14 protein-coding genes and 1 pseudogene are annotated in these 17,478 nt (G+C 72.0%); 5 read left to right on the forward strand and 10 right to left on the reverse strand.

All coding sequences use genetic code 11. The annotated features are described in order from the left end of the window. Positions 1–8: 8 nt before the first annotated feature. Positions 9–1,061: pseudogene (locus tag ACFV3E_RS35815) on the forward strand (glycosyltransferase family 2 protein); the annotation flags it as partial. A 16-nt stretch (positions 1,062–1,077) separates the two neighbouring features. Here ACFV3E_RS35815 and ACFV3E_RS35820 read toward each other — a convergent pair. The 5 genes from ACFV3E_RS35820 to ACFV3E_RS35840 form a co-directional block, all read right to left on the reverse strand. Continuing rightward, positions 1,078–2,967: an LCP family protein gene (locus tag ACFV3E_RS35820; protein ID WP_500539004.1), complete on the reverse strand. Its 1,890-nt coding sequence runs from the start codon at positions 2,965–2,967 to the stop codon at positions 1,078–1,080. 205 nt (positions 2,968–3,172) lie between these two features. After that, positions 3,173–4,846, reverse strand: coding sequence for an LCP family protein (locus ACFV3E_RS35825; protein ID WP_500539006.1), 1,674 nt, complete (start codon positions 4,844–4,846; stop codon positions 3,173–3,175). A gap of 54 nt (positions 4,847–4,900) precedes the next feature. Beyond that, on the reverse strand, positions 4,901–6,685 hold the full coding sequence (locus tag ACFV3E_RS35830; RefSeq protein WP_500539008.1) for an LCP family protein: 1,785 nt from the start codon (positions 6,683–6,685) through the stop codon (positions 4,901–4,903). A 120-nt stretch (positions 6,686–6,805) separates the two neighbouring features. Beyond that, the gene (locus ACFV3E_RS35835; RefSeq protein WP_500539010.1) at positions 6,806–8,041 is read right to left on the reverse strand and encodes an LCP family protein; all 1,236 of its coding nucleotides are present in this window, start codon (positions 8,039–8,041) and stop codon (positions 6,806–6,808) included. A 129-nt stretch (positions 8,042–8,170) separates the two neighbouring features. After that, positions 8,171–8,923 (reverse strand): TIGR03089 family protein, encoded by a 753-nt coding sequence (locus tag ACFV3E_RS35840; protein ID WP_500539012.1) that lies wholly within the window; start codon positions 8,921–8,923, stop codon positions 8,171–8,173. A gap of 116 nt (positions 8,924–9,039) precedes the next feature. Here ACFV3E_RS35840 and ACFV3E_RS35845 point away from each other — a divergent pair, with 116 nt between their 5' ends. The 3 genes from ACFV3E_RS35845 (at position 9,040) to ACFV3E_RS35855 (ending at position 12,819) form a co-directional block, all read left to right on the forward strand. Continuing rightward, complete coding sequence (locus ACFV3E_RS35845; protein ID WP_500539014.1) at positions 9,040–10,587, forward strand: peptidoglycan recognition protein family protein; 1,548 nt, start codon at positions 9,040–9,042, stop codon at positions 10,585–10,587. A gap of 64 nt (positions 10,588–10,651) precedes the next feature. Further along, the gene (manB, locus tag ACFV3E_RS35850) at positions 10,652–11,734 is read left to right on the forward strand and encodes a mannose-1-phosphate guanylyltransferase (protein WP_500539016.1); all 1,083 of its coding nucleotides are present in this window, start codon (positions 10,652–10,654) and stop codon (positions 11,732–11,734) included. Between the two features lie 107 nt (positions 11,735–11,841). Next, entirely contained in the window at positions 11,842–12,819 is a 978-nt protein-coding gene (locus tag ACFV3E_RS35855) for a DNA-3-methyladenine glycosylase family protein (protein ID WP_500539018.1), read from the forward strand. 46 nt (positions 12,820–12,865) lie between these two features. On the opposite strand, the gene ACFV3E_RS35860 is transcribed toward ACFV3E_RS35855, so the two are convergent. From ACFV3E_RS35860 to ACFV3E_RS35880, 5 genes are all read right to left on the reverse strand, one after another. Continuing rightward, positions 12,866–13,438: a hypothetical protein gene (locus tag ACFV3E_RS35860; protein ID WP_500539020.1), complete on the reverse strand. Its 573-nt coding sequence runs from the start codon at positions 13,436–13,438 to the stop codon at positions 12,866–12,868. A 69-nt stretch (positions 13,439–13,507) separates the two neighbouring features. Then, positions 13,508–13,633, reverse strand: a complete 126-nt coding sequence (locus ACFV3E_RS35865; RefSeq protein ID WP_500539021.1) for a hypothetical protein — start codon at positions 13,631–13,633, stop codon at positions 13,508–13,510. 82 nt (positions 13,634–13,715) lie between these two features. Further along, positions 13,716–15,020, reverse strand: a complete 1,305-nt coding sequence (locus ACFV3E_RS35870; RefSeq protein ID WP_500539023.1) for a coenzyme F420-0:L-glutamate ligase — start codon at positions 15,018–15,020, stop codon at positions 13,716–13,718. Continuing rightward, positions 15,017–15,988 carry a 2-phospho-L-lactate transferase gene (gene cofD / locus ACFV3E_RS35875; RefSeq protein ID WP_500539025.1) on the reverse strand — a complete coding sequence of 324 codons (972 nt, stop codon included), beginning with the start codon at positions 15,986–15,988 and terminating at the stop codon, positions 15,017–15,019. The genes ACFV3E_RS35870 and cofD overlap by 4 nt, the downstream gene beginning before the upstream one ends. Before the next feature lie 25 nt (positions 15,989–16,013). Then, positions 16,014–16,523 carry a cysteine dioxygenase gene (locus ACFV3E_RS35880; protein WP_500539027.1) on the reverse strand — a complete coding sequence of 170 codons (510 nt, stop codon included), beginning with the start codon at positions 16,521–16,523 and terminating at the stop codon, positions 16,014–16,016. 590 nt (positions 16,524–17,113) lie between these two features. On the opposite strand from ACFV3E_RS35880, the gene ACFV3E_RS35885 reads away from it, so the two are divergent. After that, a complete protein-coding gene (locus tag ACFV3E_RS35885; RefSeq protein ID WP_018559705.1) occupies positions 17,114–17,377 on the forward strand; it encodes a WhiB family transcriptional regulator in 264 nt (87 codons plus the stop codon). Positions 17,378–17,478: the final 101 nt, after the last annotated feature.

Consider the following 17,478-nt stretch of genomic DNA (forward strand, 5'->3'; position numbering starts at 1 on the left):
ATCCGTTCGCGGTAACGTGTCCGGCTGTGAACGCTGCGACCCCCCACGTGCTGCCCGCCGTCTCCGTGATCATGCCGGTGCTCGACGAGGAGCGGCACCTGCGCAACTCCGTCCGCCACATCCTCGAACAGGACTACGCGGGCGAGCTCGAGGTCGTCATCGCCCTCGGCCCCTCCACCGACCGCACGGACGAGATCGCGGCGGAGCTGGTGCGGGAGGACCCCCGCGTCCACACGGTGCCCAATCCCACCGGCCGCACCCCCGCCGCCCTGAACGCCGCCATCAAGGCCTCCCGGCACCCCGTCGTGGTGCGGGTCGACGGCCACGGCATGCTCTCGCCCGACTACATCGAGACCGCGGTGCGGCTGCTGGAGGAGACCGGCGCCGCCAACGTCGGCGGCATCATGCACGCCGAGGGCGAGAACGACTGGGAGCGCGCCGTCGCCGCCGCCATGACCTCGAAGATCGGCGTCGGCAACGCGGCCTTCCACACCGGCGGCGCCGCCGCCCCCGCCGACACCGTCTACCTCGGGGTCTTCCGCCGTGAGGTGCTGGAGCAGCAGGGCGGGTACAACGAGGAGTTCATCCGCGCCCAGGACTGGGAGCTGAACTACCGCATCCGCGAGGCCGGCGGCCTGATCTGGTTCTCGCCCGAGCTGCGCGTCTCGTACCGCCCGCGGCCCAGCGTGCGCGCGCTGGCCAAGCAGTACAAGGACTACGGGCGCTGGCGCCGCGTCGTCACCCGCTACCACCAGGGCTCGGTCAACCTGCGCTACCTGGCCGCCCCGGCCGCCGTCGTGGCCATCGCGGCGGGTGTGGTGGTCGGCGCCGCGGTCACCCCGCTCGGCTTCGTCGTCCCCGGCGGCTACCTCGCCGCCATCGCGCTGGGCTCGCTCCCGGCCGGCAGGGGCCTGTCCGCCGGCGCACGGCTGCAGATCCCGGTGGCGCTCGCCACGATGCACATGGCGTGGGGCTACGGCTTCCTGACCAGCCCGCGCTCGCTCGCCCGGCGGGTCATCGCCAGCCGCCGCCCGGCGGTGCGGGCGGCGGCCGACGCGTGATGCCGCGGGTGGACCCCTACCAGCTGTTGTAGGGGTTCACCTTCATGCACGCCGAGTCGTCGGAGGCGTTGAGCGCGCTCGCGCTGTCCAGCACTTCCTTGGTGTCGGAGCTGCTGGCCGCCGGGTAGGTCGACCCGGCGGTCCAGTCGGCGCCGATCACCAGCGTGATGCCCTCGGCGGACGCGGACTTCTTCACCGCGCCCGTGGGCAGCTTCAGCGCCTTCGCCACGGCCAGGGCGTCGGCCTGGTCGTCGTCGCTCGCGTAGGTGATCGTGCTGCCGGACTGCGACTGCGGTGTGGAGTCGGACTCGGCCTGGGTGAAGCCCAGGGTCTTCAGCTTCTCCGTGACCGTGCCCGCCCGGCCGGGGGTGGCGGGCACCGAGGTGCTGCCGGTGCCGTTCTGGACCGTCACCGCGATCTCGCCCTTGGGCGAGGCCTTCGCGGTGGCCGTGGCCGTGGCCGCCTTCTTCTTCTTCGCGGCCTTGCCGTCCACGGCCTGGTCGTTGCGGAGCAGCGTGAAGAGCTTGGTCGCCGCGGAGGTCGGCACGACGTGCGCGGTCGGGTTCTGCGGGTCGGCGCCCCAGGGCATCGTCGTCATGGTGATGCGGTCGGTGGGGACGCCCTTGAGGTCGTTGCCCAGGTCGTAGAGCTTCTTGACCGTGCCGAGGCCGGTGTCGACGGTCAGCGCCTTGGTGGCGGCCTCCGCCAGGCCCGTCAGCTTGCCCGGGTCGTTGAGCTTCGCGCTGGACTTCAGCTGGCGGACCATCGCGTTCATGTACATGTGCTGGGCGTGGGTGCGGCCGATGTCGCTGCCGTCCTCGAAGCCGTGCCGGGTGCGGAGCCACTGCAGGGCCTGCTTGCCCTTGATGACGTGGTCGCCCTTGGTGAGCTTGAGCCCGGACTTCTTGTCCCAGACGTTCCCCTTGACGCAGACCGGGACGCCGCCGACCGCGTCGGCCATGGACACCACGCCGGCGAAGTCGATCATCATGAAGTGGTCGATGGATATGTCGGTGAGCTTCTCCCAGGTCGCCACGGTGCAGCCGGGGCCGCCGTGCTGGAGGCTCGTGTTGATCGTCTCCGACGTGGTCTCGGGATAGACCTGCCCGTCGTCCGGGTCGGTGCACTTGGGGATGGTGACCCGGGTGTCGCGAGGGATGCTGACCACGGTCATGTTGCTGCGGTCCGCGGAGACGTGCAGCAGCATCTGGACGTCGGCGAGCGGCTTGCGGTCGGCGTCGGCCTTGGCGCCGCCGAGCTTCTGGTTCGCCTTGGACGCGCGGCTGTCGGAGCCCAGCAGCAGGATGTTCAGCGGGGTCTGGCCGGCGGCGTTGGCCTTGCTCTTGGCGGCCTGGCTGTCGCCGAGGTTCAGCGCGTCCTTCTTGATGTTCGCGTTGAGGTGCTGGTAGTACGCGTAGGCGGCGCCGGCCGAGCCGAGTATCGCCACCGACGTGACGATCGCCACCCAGCGCAGGGCGCGCCTCTTGCCCTTCTTGCGGCGGCGGTTGCCGCGGCGGCCGCTGCCGTCGTGGCCGTCGTCGTCCGCCCCGTCGCCCTGCGTCGCGGTCAGGGTGCCGGTGGACGCACCGTCGCCCCCGTCGTCCTCGTAGGCGCCGTAGTCGGCCCGGTGGCCGTCGTCGCCGTAGCCCCCGGTGTCGTAGCCCGTGGCCTCGTAGTCCGCCGGCTGGTAGGGCGCGTACGGCTCCTGGGGCGGGTACCCGCCGCGCTGCGGCTCCTGCGGGCGGTAGCCGCCGCGCTGGGGCTGCTGCGGGACCGTCGGGTGCGGGGTGGGCTGCTGCGGGATGTACGGCTGTCCGTGACCGTCCCCGTACGGAGAGTCGTCCCATCCGGGTTCGTGAGGATCGTAGGGGGCGTTCCGCCCTCCGGGGATGCTGCCGTGGCGCATGTGTGCCCTCCCATGACGCGCTGGTCACTACGGTCACCGGTTGCGCCGCAGCGCGCGGATCGTGGGTGATTCTCAGCTGTGCGACTGTCAAAGTCCTGTGGAACCGGAACAGCCCTGCTCGCGGATGGTTGCAGGTCACGATACATAAACCGCGACGGGGTCAAGGCATTCGCTTCTTATCGCCTGTGTAAAACGATCGTGCGCATTACCCCAAACCGGGATCCCAGCGATATGGCCTGTACACGTCCATGCAGGCTGAATCATTCGCTCCGTTCAGGGCCCCGGCGCTCGTGGGCAGCGATCCGTCGTCGTCGGCGGCACCCTGGAAGACCGTCCCCTCCCGCCAGTCCGCGCCCACGACGAGTGTGACGGAAGCGACATGTGAGGATTCCTTCACAACACCGCTGGGGAGCTTGAACAGCTTCGCCACGGCGAGCGCGTCCGAGCGGCCCTGCGCGCCCCCGGAGGCCGGGTACTCGATCACGGTGGCCGCCGACGGCTGCGGTGCGGTGGCCGCCGCCGCCTTCCCGAACCCGCCTTGGGCCAGCGCCGTGGCCAGGGCGCGCGCCCTGCCGTTCACGGGAGTGCCCGTGGCGTCGCCCGCGGTGCCGTTGACGACCGAGACCGGGATGTCCGCGGCAGGCCGCGCCGCCGGCCCGGTGGGCTCCTTCTTCGCCTTCTTCTTCCCCTTGTCGTCGAAGGGGAGGTCGTGGACGAGCCGCGACCACACCTTGGGGGCGGCCACCGGGTCCGGCATGTAGTGCTGGTCGTTCTCGGTGTCCGTGACCGGCGGCATGGTCAGCATCGTGATCCGGTTCGACGGGACGCTCTTGAGCTGCATGCCGAGGTCGAAGAGCTTCTTCGGGGTACCGATCTCCTCCGACACCTGCAGTGCGTTGGTGGCGGCCTCGGCGAGGCCGCGCAGCCGCCCGCCGTCGGTGAAGACGTTCTGCGAGCGCAGCTCCCGCACCATCGAGTTCATGTACATGTGCTGCGCCTTGGCGCGCCCGAGGTCGCTCTCGAAGGCGTGCCGGGTGCGCAGCCACTGCAGGGCCTTCTTGCCGGTGATCTTCTGCGAGCCCGCCTCGAGCTTCAGCCCGGAGCCGCCAGGCTGCTGCGGGGTCGGGTGGTCCCACACCGGCTGCTTCACGCAGACCTCGACGCCGCCGACCGCGTCGGCCATCTTCACCACACCCGCGAAGTCGATCATCATCCAGTGGTCGATGTAGACCTTGGTGAGGTTCTGCACGGTGGCGAGCGTGCAGCCGGGGCCGCCGCGCGCCAGGCTCTCGTTGATGATCGCGTGCGTGGTGGCGGCGAACTTCTTGCCCGTCTTGGGGTCGGTGCACTTCGGGATCGGCACCCGGGTGTCGCGCGGGATGCTCACCACGGACATGTTGCTGCGGTCGGCGGAGACGTGCAGCAGCATGATCACGTCCGCGCGGGGCGGTTCGTCCTTGGTGTACCTGGCGCCGCCGAGCTTGAGGTTCTCCGCGGAGTTACGGCCGTCGGCGCCCAGCAGCAGGATGTTCAGCGCGTTCGTCGGCGCCTTGGCCACGTCGCTGTCGCCGCTGTTCCGCTTCCCCTTGCGGAGGTTGTGGCTGAGGTGCTCGTAGTACGCGTAACCGGCCCCCGCCGTCCCGAGTATGAGCACCGCGAGGGTGACCGCGATCCACCGGACGACCCGGCGTCTGCGGCGCTGCGGCGGCCGTGCGCCCGGCTGCCCGTCCGGTCTTCCGCCCGGCTGTCCGCCGCCGCGTCCCGGGTCCGTGTGCGGGGCCCGCACCGCGTCCGTGCCGCGCTGCGGCGTCCCGTCCCGCGGGTGGTCGTCGTAGAGGCTGTCGTCCCAGCCGAGATCGCGCACACGACTGTCCGTCATCGTCCGGTTCCCACCCCTGATACCCCTGTCGACCCTGGTGCCCGTGCCGGGCGGCTACTTGGCGCACACGCTCTTGTCGTCCGCCTCGACCTTCTGGATGCCCTCGGGCGCCTTCGTCGGCGGGGCGATCGGCGTGCCCGCCTGCGTGAAGTCCTTGCCGAGGGTGAGCGTCATGTTGGCGCGCGGGGCGGCGTCCTCGGTGCCCTGCTTGAGCGCGGAGGCCGGCAGCCCCATCATGTCGGCCAGCCGGCGCGCCTGGTCGGCCTGGTTGGGGGCGTACTCCAGCGTCGTCTTCTGCAGTTCGGTGGGCGCGTTGCCGCCGTTGGTGGAGCGGTTGACGCCCTCGTCGTTCTGCAGCCAGTTGACGGTGTCCTGGGCGGCGCCGAAGACCCCGCTGCCGTTCAGCACCTCGACCCGCACGTTGATCGCGTCGGCCTTGGGGCCCTTGAGCTTGGCCGCGTCGGACGCCTTCTGCTTCTTCTTCACCTCGGTGAGCGAGACGTCGTTGCGCACCATGGTGAACAGCTGCGGCGCCTTGGTCTCGTCCAGCACCACCGTGGCGTGCACCTTCTCGGCCGGGTTGTCTATCACCGGCACCGTCGCGAAGGTGATGTTCTTGGTGTCGACCCGGCTCAGGTCCTTGGCGAGTTGGCTGAGCTTGGGCACGCTGCCGATGCCGGTGTCGACGGTGAGCGCCTTCGTCGCCGTGTTCGCCAGCTTGAGCAGCTTCGTCGGACTGGTCAGCGTGTCGCCGGACTTCATCGTGCGCATCATCGAGCCGAGGAACTGCTGCTGCAGCTGGATGCGGCTGAGGTCGCCGCCGAAGCCGACGCTGTGCCGGGTGCGGACGAAGGCCAGCGCCTGCTCGCCCGCGACGATGTGCCGGCCCTTGTCCAGCTTCAGGTGCGAGTCCGGGTCGTCGATGTCCTTGGCCAGGCACACCTCTACGCCCCCGACCGCCGTCGACAGGTCCTTCACCGCGTCGAAGTTGGCCATCATGAAGTGGTCCGGGGTGATGCCCGTCAATGCCTTGACGGTGCGCATCGTGCAGCCCGGGTCGCGGCCGTACTGGCCCAGGCTGGTGTTGAAGCGGACGTCGCTCTCACCCGGGATGATCTTCGTGGAGCCGTCGGACTGCTTCGTCGGGCAGTCCGGGATGTCGGTGATGATGTCCCGGGGGATGCTCAGCGCCGTCGCATTGGAGCGGTCCTTGGAGACGTGGAAGAGGATCGTGGTGTCGGCGTGGCCGACGTTGGCCGCGTCGCCGTACTTGCCCTTCAGGCCCTGCCGGCTGTCGGTGCCGATGACCAGGATGTTGACCGGCCCGGTGGACGTGGCGTTCTTGGAGCCGATGCCCGGGTCGATCGTGTGGATGTTGCCGTTGAGCTGCTGGTACAGCGCGTAGACGCCCACGCACGCCGCGATGACCACGACCCCGAGCGTGCCGGCGGTCCAGATCAGGGCCCGCTTCTTGGCGGACTTCCGGGACTTGGGCCGGCGCCGGCTGGTGCGCGCGGCCGCCCGGCCGCCGCCCTCGCCCCTGGTGCCGCCTGCCCGGCTGCCGCCCGCCGCCCTGCCGGTGCCCGCCGCGCGGCCGCCCTCGGGGGAGCGGCCGCCCGTCGTGGCGCGGCCCTCGCCCTCGGCGCCGGAACGGCCCTGCCGTGCGCGGCTTCCGCCCTGCGGCTGGACGCGCTGTGTCCGCCGGCCCGCCCCCTGTGGGGGGACGCCGGGTTCCGGCTGCTGCGGGGGGTCCAGCCGCAACTGGTAGCTGCCCGTCTCGGGATCGAAAACCCACTGATCCGCCGGGTCGACGTGCTGCCTACGGCCTTGCGTGTCCACGGTCGATCGAGTCCTCCGTCTCGGCCGCTGCAACAGGCCGGATCGCTCACACTAACCCCACAGTTCAGCGTGTACGCCCGTCGCTGACAAATTCCGCTCTCCTACACCTGGACAAACTGTTCAATCCCCACTGCCGCCGCACACGTCGCGGTCGGCGGTGGTGCCGCGGTACGAGGGGGAGGCGCTCGCCGACCCCGACGGTGTAGGAGATGCGGGAGAGGCGGTGGAGGTTCCGCCGGCCGTCGGGCTGGCGGAGCCGGAGCCGGTGCCCTCGTCGCCCTCGACGGTCACCTGCCCGTCCTCGCGCAGGGTCGTGAACAGTTCGTCCGCGGCGGGCTGCACCAGTTCGTCACGGTTGCGGTCGGCCGTGTACGGACGCCGCGGCACGGTCAGGAAACGCACCTGGTCCGTGGGCGTCTTGCGCAGGCTCTGCGCCAGCTCGTACAGCTCGGCCAGCGAGTCGAGACCCTCGTCCGCGGTGAGCGAGGAGGTCGCGGCGTCCAGCAGCGGGTAGAGCTTGGCGGGGTTGAGCAACACGCCCGTGGAGTCGACCTTCTGCACCAGGGAGGCGAGGAACTGCTGCTGGCGGTCCATGCGCTGGGTGTCGCTGCCGTCGCCGATGCCCTTGCGGGCCCGGACGTAGCCGAGTGCCTGCTCGCCGTGCAGCTCCTGGCGGCCGGCCTCCAGGTCCAGGTGCGCGTCCTGGTCGTGCACGGCGTGCGGGACGCAGACCTCGACGCCGTCGACCGCGTCGACCATCTTCTTGAAGCCGTTGAAGTCCACCACGAGGTGGTGGTCGACGCGGATCCCGGTCAGCTTCTCCACCGTACGGATCGTGCAGGCGGCGCCACCGAACTCGAACGCCCAGTTGAACTGGGCGAACTGGGGATTGGTCATGCTGCCGTCGGACCGCCGGCAGGAGGGGATGTCGACCATGAGGTCGCGCGGCAGGCTGACCGCCGTCGCGCTCTTCCGGTCCGCGGCCAGGTGCAGCAGTATCGCGGTGTCCGACCGCTGGGTGCCGGTGTCCTGGCCGTACTTGCCGTTTCCGTCGCCACGGTTGTCCGAACCCAGGAGCAGGATGTTCTCGGCGGTGGTCGCCTCGGGCAGCACCTTGGGCCGCTCGGACCGCACGCGCATCAACTCGTGCGCGGTGTCCGTGTCCGTGTGGATGTTCCCGTCGAGCTGCTTGTACAGGTACCAGGAGACCCCGGCCCCCGCGAGCAGCACCAGGGAGACGACGACGGCGAGGACGCGCAGCCAGGTGCGGCGGCGCTTCCTCGGCGGGGTGTCGGCGGTCGGGGTGTCGGCGGGAGGGGCGTCCTCGGCTTCCGGCGAATCGGCTGGCGTGGTCACGTCCGGGCCCGTCCTTACAGGTGCTGCTGATGATCAGGTCACCTATAGAGACCGTCCAAACCCGTCCTCGGTTGTGCGGAGTTGTTCAGTTCCGTCCGAGGTCTTCGGGAACGGTGGGCCGGTGCGGGGTTACGCCGTGTGGGTCACCCGCTCGCTCTCCCGGCGTTTGTCCAGGTCGGCGGGGGGAAGCCGGTCCAGGTTGCGGCAGAGCACCACGGAGGCGTCCGCCGCCAGCGGTGCCAGCAGCCCGGCAGCCAGACCGTCCCAGTCGCCGTACGGCCGGCCCGAGAGCAGCCGCGCCCCGGCCGTCAGTCCCAGGGCCGCGGCGGACGCGCGGGCCCGTTCGACCACCTGCGCGCCGGTGAGCTCCTCCCCGCCCGGCAGCTCCAGCGCGGGCGCGTCCGCGTCCACCGGCGCGTACGGGACGAAGCGGTCGCCCTGGGAGGGGACCTCGACCGCGTAGTCGAGGAAGCCCTCCGGCGGCTGCGGGAAGCGGCCGCCCAGCGGGCGCAGCGCCAGCGCGACCCGCTCGCCGGAGCAGGCGCGGGCCTCCTCCAGGGTGTCCGGGCCGGAGACCACGAGGTCGGCCTCGCCCGGGTCGCCGCCCGGCACCACGACCACGCCGGTGGAGAAGCAGGCGAGCACCCATACCGCGGTCTGCCAGTGCGCCGGCAGCAGCAGTGCCGCACGGTCACCCGGCTGGGCGCCCAGTTCGTCCTGGATGAGGTTGGCGGTCTTGGCCACCCAGTTGCCGAAGGTGGCCACCGACAGTTCGACGCGTTCGCCGGTGGCGTCGTCGTAGAAGGTGACCAGGGGCCGGGCGGGGTCCGCCGCGAGCGCGGAACGCAGCAGGTCGGCGGGTGTACGGGCAGTCGATGTCACGCGGCCCAGGCTACGTCAGGCGGTGGCGTCCCGGGTGCCTCTGATGGACCGGCAGAAGAGGACAGCCCGTCAGATCCCGGCTGCGCGTTCTGGGGCCTTATGTAACTGTTCTTCCCATGCGTGCACTTCTTGCGACGTCGATCTCCGCGGCGTGCATGGCTGCCCTCGCCCTGCCGCTCGCCTTCCCCTCCGGTGCCACCGCCACCATCCACGCGCCGGCGCGCGCGGCCGCCGCCGGCACGCCCCCCGGCGACACCCACACCCTGCCGCTGGCCCCGCTCGCCACCTCCGGCCGTGCCATCGGCACCCCGCTCGCCCAGGGGCTGCCCGCCCGTGCCGTGCGGCCGTTCTCGCTGATCGGCATCACCTGGGACGACGTCGGCACCGACCTGCGGGGCACCGTCCAGGTCCGGACCCGCGCCACCGGCACCGGCATCTGGTCCGGCTGGCGCACCGTCGAGGCGCACAACGACGACGTTCCCGACGCCGGCTCGCCCGAAGGCTCGGCCTCCGCGGTGCGCGGCGCGACCGCCCCGCTGTGGGTCGGCCGTTCCGACGGAGTCGAGGTGCGGGTCGTGCCCGAGGCCCCCACCGGCAGGCGCGGAGTGCGGCCCGGCCTGCCCAAGGGTCTGCGACTGGAGATGGTCGACCCCGGGGACGAACCGGGTGACGCGTCCGGCGACGGCCCCGGCGACGACCTGGGCGGCAGCTACCTCGACCCCGACGCCGCGCTGGACCCCGGCCCCGCCGGTCCGGGGGGCACCGGTCCGGACGGCGGTGGCCCGGACGGCGGTGGCACCACGGGCGGCCCCTACGACGGCGGCGGCCCCTACGACGGCGGCGACCCCTTCGACGGCGTCGGCCCCAGCGAGGTGGGCGACCCGCTCGACGGCGTCGGCCCCAGCGAGGGGGGCTACCCGCTCGGCGGCCGCCACCCGCAGGACGGCACCACCACCGACACCGCCGCGGACCCGAGCGACACCTCGGGCACCCCGGTCGAGTCCCCCTTCGTCCCCGCGCTCAGCCGCTCCCAGACCGAGGCGCTCACCGGGCAGCGCTTCACCGGCGCGCGCCCCCGCATCGTCACCCGGTTCGGCTGGGGCGCCGACGAGCAACTGCGCAGCGAGGACTCGGAGCTCACCGACGACGTCAGCGCGATCTTCGTCCACCACACCGCCACCGGCAACGACTACGAGTGCTCCGACTCCCCCTCGGTCATCCGCGGTATCTACCGCTACCACGTCAAGAGCAGCGGCTGGCGCGACATCGGCTACAACTTCCTCGTCGACAAGTGCGGAAACATCTACGAAGGCCGCAGCGGCGGCGTCTCCAAGGCCGTCTTCGGCGCGCACACCCTCGGTTTCAACGAGCACACCATGGGCATCGCCGTGCTCGGCGACTACTCCGAGGAGCAGCCCACCAGCGAGGCCCTGTCGGCCGTCGCCCGGCTCGCCGCGTGGAAACTCGGAATTTACGGCCGTGACCCGGAGGGCATGACATACCTGGTGTCCGGAGGGAGCAACAAGTACCCGAAGGGTACGCGGGTCCGCATGAACGTCATCTCGGGCCACCGGGACGGATTCGCCACGCAATGCCCGGGAACGGAGCTGTACGACGATCTCGGCATCATCCGCCGCACCGCGGCGGGGCTCCAGGGCCGCTGATCGCACCCTGCATAAGATTGGCCGCTCATGCGTTCGGCCCGCCAGGAAGCGGAGACAAAAACAGGTGACTGAAGCGATCCTCTTGGTCGGCGGCAAGGGCACCAGACTGCGCCCCCTGACGGTGCACACGCCCAAGCCGATGGTCCCCGCGGCCGGTGTCCCGTTCCTCACGCACCAGCTCGCCCGGGCGCGCGCGGCGGGTGTCGAGCACATCGTCCTGGCGACCTCCTACCTCGCCGAGGTCTTCGAACCGCACTTCGGCGACGGGTCCGCCCTCGGGCTGCGCCTGGAGTACGTCACCGAGGACGAGCCGCTCGGCACCGGCGGCGCCATCCGCAACGTCGCCGACCGCCTGGACTCCGCCCCCGGCGACCCGGTCCTCGTCTTCAACGGGGACATCCTCACCGGCCTCGACATCGCCGGCCTGGTCGCCACCCACCGGGACTCCGGCGCCGACGTCTCCCTCCACCTGACCCGGGTCGAGGACCCGCGCGCCTTCGGGCTCGTGCCGACCGACCCCACCGGCCGCGTCACCGCGTTCCTGGAGAAGCCGGAGACGCCCGAGGAGATCGTCACCGACCAGGTCAACGCGGGTGCCTACGTCTTCGACCGCTCCGTCATCGACTCCATCCCCACCGGCCGCGCGGTCTCCGTCGAGCGTGAGACCTTCCCCGGCCTGCTGGCCGACGGCGCCCACCTGCAGGGCATGGTCGACTCCACCTACTGGCTCGACCTCGGCACCCCGAACGCCTTCGTCCGCGGCTCCGCCGACCTCGTCCTCGGCCACGCGCCCTCCCCGGCCGTCCCCGGCCGCTGCGGGGAACGCCTCGTCCTGGAGGGCGCCAGGGTCGCCGACGACGCCAAGCTCACCGGCGGCACCGCCGTCTCCGCGGGCGCCGTCATCGGCTCCGGAGCGGTCGTCGACGGCAGCCTGGTCCTGGCGGGCGCCGTCGTCCACCCCGGCGCGACCGTCGTCGACTCCCTCATCGGCGCGGGGGCGGTCATCGGCGAGCGCACCGTCGTCCACGGCTCCGTCATCGGCGACTCGGCGCACATCGGTGCCGACAACGAACTGCGGCACGGGGTGCGCATCTGGTGCGGCGCGGTCATCCTGGACGGCGCGGTCCGCTTCTCCTCCGACCAGTAGCCGACCGGTGGCCGGCCGGTGACCGCCCCGGGCCCCGGCCGGTGGGCGCACCCCGCCCACCGGCCGGAAACCCGGAAGCCGGACGGCCCACACCGTACGCTCGGAGGGTGCACCCCGAGCAGAGCCGACTCCTCCGCGCCGCGACCGGCCGCGTCCCCGGCCCCCGCACACCCGGCCGCACCCGCCGCTGGACCCCTCGCGGCCCCCTGGACCTCGGCCTCACGCTCGGCCCCCTGCGCCGCGGCCCCGGCGACCCCGCGTTCCGCGTCGGCGCCGACCGCGCGGTCTACCGGGCCTCGCGCACCCCCGAGGGCCCCGGCACCCTGCGCATCGCCCGCCCCTCCGGCGGCGAGGTCGAGGCCGAGGCCTGGGGCCCCGGCGCCGACTGGCTCCTGGACCGCCTCCCCGGCCTGCTCGGCGACGCCGACGACCCCGCCGCCTTCACCGCCCGGCACCGCGTCGTCCACGAGGCCCACCGCCGCAACCCCGGCCTGCGGCTGACCCGTACGGGCCTGGTGCTGGAGTCCCTCATCCCCGCGATCCTCGAGCAGAAGGTCACCTCCGACGAGGCCTACCGCTCCTGGCGGGTCCTGCTGTGGCGCTTCGGCGAGCCCGCTCCCGGCCCCGGCGAGGAACTGCGCATGCGCGTGATGCCCGACGCCCGCGGCTGGGCCATGATCCCCTCCTGGGAGTGGCACCGCGCGAACGTCGACGGCAAGCGCTCCGCCGCCGCGGTCCGGGCCGCCCGCGCCGCCGCCCGCATGGAGCAGGCCACCACCCTCGCCCCCGCCGACGCCCTCGCCCGCCTCCAGGCCGTTCCCGGCATCGGCCCCTGGACCGCGGCCGAGACCCTGCAGCGCAGCAACGGCGACCCCGACGCGATCACGGTCGGCGACCTCCACCTGCCGCACACCGTCGGCTACGCCCTCACCGGCGCCCACCGCTGCGACGACGCCACCATGCTCGAACTCCTCGAGCCCTACGCCGGCCAGCGCCACCGCGCCGCCCGCCTCATCCTCCTCACCGGCCGCCGCCCCCCACGCCGCGCCCCGCGCATGGCGCCGGGCAACATCGTGCCGCTGTGACGGTGCCTGCGAGGCGTGCGTGGGTCGCCCCGCCGCGTCCGCCGTTTCACACGTGGCACTTCACGTTGACCAGGAGCGTGTCCCCGGGAAGGTCCCGCAGGTAGCCGTCGACGCGCTCCTGCCCCACGGGCAGTTCGGGCTCGTGCGGGCAGGTCGCGGGGCCGTTGCACTCACCGTGGATCCCCGGTCCGCCGTCCTCGTACCACCAGCCGTTCAGCGTGAGCACGTTGCGTGTGCGCAGGGACGAGGAGACCTGTTGCCCGACAAACGTCTCGCGCTCGGTGCGCCCCACATCGACGACCGGGTCGAGGAATGTGAGGAACCAGTACCGATAGCGCTCCTTCGGCAACGTCCTGACATAGGCGTCGAAGGCCTTCACGAGCGGCTGGGCACGGTAGTCCGCCGAGGCCTGCTCGCGGTCGTACCTCCCGAACCACGGGCTGGACGGCGGGAGTTCGGCCGCCAGTTCGTGCCACCGCCGCCAGGCCGCCTCCGCCAGGCGGCGTGCCTCCTCGTGCGACGCGGAGAAGTCGAGGAGCTCACGGGGCCCGCCCGCGCACCAGCCGAAGTCGTTGGGAAGCCTTTCGGACTTCCTGTCCCACCGGCGCGACCGGATCAACCTCGGATCCCGCTCATGGCCGGGCAGCACGTTGAACCCGCCGCCCATCGCCTCGCCGCCGGTGATGTATCAGGAGTCCCAGATGCCCAGTTCCCGGTCCCGTGTGCCGTCCATCTCGAACGGTGCCATCGCGTCGGCGATCGCCTCGTCCACCAGGTCGGGCGCTGCCCCCGGCAGACACACGGTGATGCTCATGCCCGCCATGGGCACATGAGATCACGGCACGCGGGCGGGGGGCCGCCCCATTTCCGCCGGCGAACCGGTCTGCGCCCCGCGCTCAGCGCACCTCGATGAACGCCTCCGCGCTCCGCCCCGGCCGCTCCTTCGGGGGCGCGGCGGGGCGGCCGACGGCGACGGCGCCCATCGGGTCCCAGTCCTCCGGCAGGTCCAGCACCTCGCGCACCACGTCGCGGCAGAACATCGTGGAGGACACCCACGCCGACCCCAACTGCTCGCCGGCCAGCGCCACCAGGAAGTTCTCCACGGCCGCGCCCATCGCGACCACGAACATCTCGCGCTCCGCCGCCGACCGCCGCGCGTCCGGGTAGTCGTGCGCCCCGTCCGCGACCAGGCAGGGCACCACCAGGTACGGCGCCTTGCGCAGGACGTCGCCGCGGCGCACCCGCTTGGCGACGGACTCCTCGCTGCGGCCGTCGCGGCGCAGGTCCGCGATCCACGCCTCGCGCATGGCGTCCAGCAGCCGGACCCGTGCCGGTTCGGACTCCAGCAGCACGAAGCGCCACGGCGTCGTGTGGTGCGGCGCCGGCGCGGTGACCGCGAGGGCCACGGCGCGCCGTACGGCCGCCCCGTCGACGGGCTCGTCGGTGAACTCGCGGATCGTGCGCCGCAGGGAGACCGCCTCGCGGACGGCCTCCGAAGTGCCCAGCCGGAACATGTCGTTGGCGGCGACCCGGACGAGGGCGCGGCCGCCTTCGCCGTCCTCCTCCGCGGGCAGCACCAGGCGGTCCAGACCCCGGACGACGGCGACGGGCGAGCCGGTGGACTTGCCCTTCACCAGGTCACCGGCCGCGGCGAGCTCGTCGGCCAAGGCCGTGACCGTGACCGCCAGTTCGTTGCCGTGGGAGTCCGTGGCGCCCCGCAGGTCGTCCAGCACGTGCAGCCCGGCCGCGCCGATCGCCACGTCGGTCAGGCCCTCGCGCCAGGGCCGCCCGAAGGTGTCGGTGACGACCACGCCGACGTTGATGCCGAGCGCGTCCCGCAGCCCCGCCCGGATGGCGCGGGCGGAGGCGTCCGGGTCCTCGGGCAGCAGCAGCACCGTTCCGGGGGCCGTGTTGGAGGCGTCCACGCCGGCCGCGGCCATGACGAAGCCGTGCCGGGTCTCCACGATCCGGGTCGGCCCGCGCCGTGCGACGAGCCGCACCGTCTCCGCGTCGATCGCGGCCTCGCGGTCCGTGGCGCGCACCACGCGCCCCTCGGCCTTGCTGACGATCTTCGAGGTGACGACGAGGACGTCGCCGTCGGCCAGTTCCGGCGTGCTCGCCGCGACGAGCTTGGCCAGGTCCGCGCCGGGCTCGACCTCGGGCATGCCCGTGACGGCCCACACACGGTAGGAGGCGATCACGCCCTCACCTCCCCGGCCAGCGTCAGCGCCTCGCGGGCCATCGCGGCCGTCGCGTCCAGGTCCGTCATCATCAGCGGCACGGCCCGGCACCGGATGCCGGCGGCCTCGACCTCGTCCACCGTTCCGGCGTCGACGGTGTCGACCAGCCAGCCGTCCAGGAGGCCGGAGCCGTAGTGCGCGGCGACCGCCGCCGCCGTGGACTCCACGCCGACCGCCGCCAGCACCTTGTCGGCCATGCCCCGCACCGGCGCGTTCCCGACGATGGGGGAGAGGCCCACCACCGGCACGCCCGCCTCGGCGATGGCCTCGCGGATGCCGGGGACGGCCAGGATCGTCCCGACCGACACCACCGGGTTGGACGGCGGGAAGAGGATGACGTCCGCCTCGCCGATCGCCTCCAGCACGCCGGGCGCCGGCTTGGCGCCCTCCGCGCCGACCGGCAGCACCGCGTACGCCGGGACGGAGGCCCGCAGCCGCACCCAGTACTCCTGGAAGTGGACCGCCTTGCGCCCGCCACCTGGGCCCGCGTCCGGGTCGTCGACGACGACGTGCGTCTCGATCCGGTCGTCGGTCATCGGGATCAGCCGCACTCCCGGCTTCCAGCGCGCGCACAGCGCCTCGGTGACCGCGCTGAGCGGATAGCCCGCGCCGATCATCTGGGTGCGCACGATGTGGGTCGCGAAGTCGCGGTCGCCGAGGCCGAACCACTCGGGCCCGACGCCGTAGGCGGCCAGTTCCTCCTTGACCGTGAACGTCTCGTCGGCGCGGCCCCAGCCCTGTGCCTCGTGGATCCCGCCACCGAGGGTGTACATGACGGTGTCGAGGTCGGGGCAGACCTTGAGGCCGAACAGGTGGATGTCGTCGCCGGTGTTGCCGATGACGGTGATGTCCGCCTCCGGCGCCGCCGCCTTCAGGCCGCGCAGGAAACGGGCTCCCCCGATGCCGCCGGCCAGTACCACGATTCGCATGCGGACAGTCTGTCAGCCCGCCGCGTCAGCCTGCGAACGTCCCCTCGGTCGCCGGCTCCCCGGAGGTGCAGGCGTACGGGGTCATCTCCGTCAGGCCCGGGAAGTAGACGTGCAGGCTGACCGCGCCGTCCAGCGAGTCGTTGACCACCTCGTGGACGTAGCCGGGGGCGAACACCCGCTGGTGCCCCGGCAGGAGTGAACGGCGGGTCCCGCCGTTGCCGCCGAGGGCGTGCTCGGTCAGTTCGCCGTCGAGGACGGTCAGCACGCCCGCGGACCGGCCGTGGTCGTGCAGCCCGCTGCCCTGGCCGGGCACCCAGCTGAGCAGCCAGACCTCGTAGCCGGGTCCGGTCTCCAGGCGGTCGTACCAGCGGGTGGTGGCGTCGTAGCGGACGCGCGGCGCCCAGCGGACGCGGTCGGCCGCGATCCTGCGGGCCAGCCCGGCGAATTCCGCGACGGTGACGGGGTAGGCGGGAGCGGGCGGGAGGAGGTGGGGGATGGCGAGGGGGTCGCCGGCGATCGAGACGTCGCTGTTCATGGGTGCGGGAGTTCCTACGGGAAGTGAGGAGCGTCAGGCATGCGCATGAGGCTGTGCGGGCTGGGAAGAGTCCTTCAGCGGCAACAGCTGGAACAGCGACAGTGAGCTTCCACGGCACGACGGAACTCGCCGAGGCGGCGGGTCCGGGCAGGCGCGTGGGTCACTGACATGCGCCCTAGCACACCGGGTCCTCGGCGGCCTGTCAACTTGATGTCGGGTTTGTCGTAAATCTTTCACCTGATCCGGCTATTCGACATGGCGAAAGGTTTGTGCGCTGAAGGCCCAGGAAAAGTGCCGACGCAACCACACGGCTACGCAGGAACGTCTCCTCGTGAAACGTCGTTGTGTTTTCGTGATCGCATCGTGATCGCCGCCCCCCAGGAGCGTCGACCGCGGTTGACGTATGCGGACGTTTGGGCTGATTTGAACACTTTCTGTCAGGCCTTGGTTCCGCAGGGTGAATAACGGGCCCAATAGCAGATCTCGGCTTGACTGGCCCGTATCGGCACACTTGTAATTTCACTCGTGTCGTTCGACCGTCGCAGGTAACGGCAACATCACGGGGACGCGAAAACAGACGAGGGGCGCGCATGACCGAGCTGTTCCAGCTGTTGCTGGCCGAAGAGGCCGACGAAGAGCTCGGGTGGCAGGAGCGCGCGCTGTGCGCGCAGACCGATCCCGAGTCCTTCTTCCCCGAGAAGGGCGGCTCCACCCGCGAGGCCAAGAAGGTCTGCCTCGCCTGCGAGGTCCGTTCCGACTGCCTCGACTACGCCCTCGCCAACGACGAGCGCTTCGGTATCTGGGGCGGCCTGTCCGAGCGCGAGCGCCGGCGACTGAAGAAGGGCGTCGTCTAGAGCCCTCCCCGGGCTCCCGCCCGGCACATCGGGGTTCGTACGTATATGTGCCCCGGACCCGGAAGGGCCGGCTCCCGCAACCGTTAGTGTGGGGGCCCGTC

The organism is Streptomyces sp. NPDC059718 (assembly GCF_042733315.1).
Taxonomy (GTDB): domain Bacteria; phylum Actinomycetota; class Actinomycetes; order Streptomycetales; family Streptomycetaceae; genus Actinacidiphila.